This window comes from Brasilonema bromeliae SPC951 (genome assembly GCF_012912135.1).
GTDB lineage: Bacteria > Cyanobacteriota > Cyanobacteriia > Cyanobacteriales > Nostocaceae > Brasilonema > Brasilonema bromeliae.
The window spans coordinates 7863-8321 of record NZ_QMEB01000271.1; the positions used below are offsets into that span (position 1 = coordinate 7863).

The window sequence follows — 459 nt, forward strand, 5'->3', positions numbered from 1 at the left end:
CGCCATCACGCCCGCGGCGGTGATCGAAGACCGAAAGCGAGGCGTGCTGTGAGCGCGACCAAACCAAAGCCGATCGTCGTCCCCAAGCGGGGCGTCTCGCCCATCCTCCGCACGTTTTTCGAGCGGTGGCGCGACGACCTGCCCGAAGCGGATCGCGAGATGCTGCGGCCCTACGCGCCGCGGCTCAAGGGAACCGGCGACGGCCGCGACGGCGTTCGGCCTTGGCTGATTATTGACTGGTGGGTGCGAGCGCAGACGCCGGCCTGGCTCGACCTCGCGCGGCTGCCGACCGAGGCGGCGTCGCTGCGCGGACTGAATGAGCTAAGGGCGGGGGTCGATTTGACCGCGGCGAACAAAGCCGCGAACGAAGTCAAAGCAAGAGCCGTCGCGACTCGGGCCGCGACTTGGGCCGCGACTTGGGCCGCGACTTGGGCCGCGACTCGGGACGCGACTTGGGAC

At 69.5% G+C, this 459-nt stretch carries 1 protein-coding gene; it reads left to right on the forward strand.

Annotated features, from left to right (window positions below):
* Positions 1–48: 48 nt before the first annotated feature.
* Positions 49–459: hypothetical protein (locus DP116_RS28725; protein ID WP_211173497.1), on the forward strand; the 411-nt coding region annotated here is incomplete at its 3' end.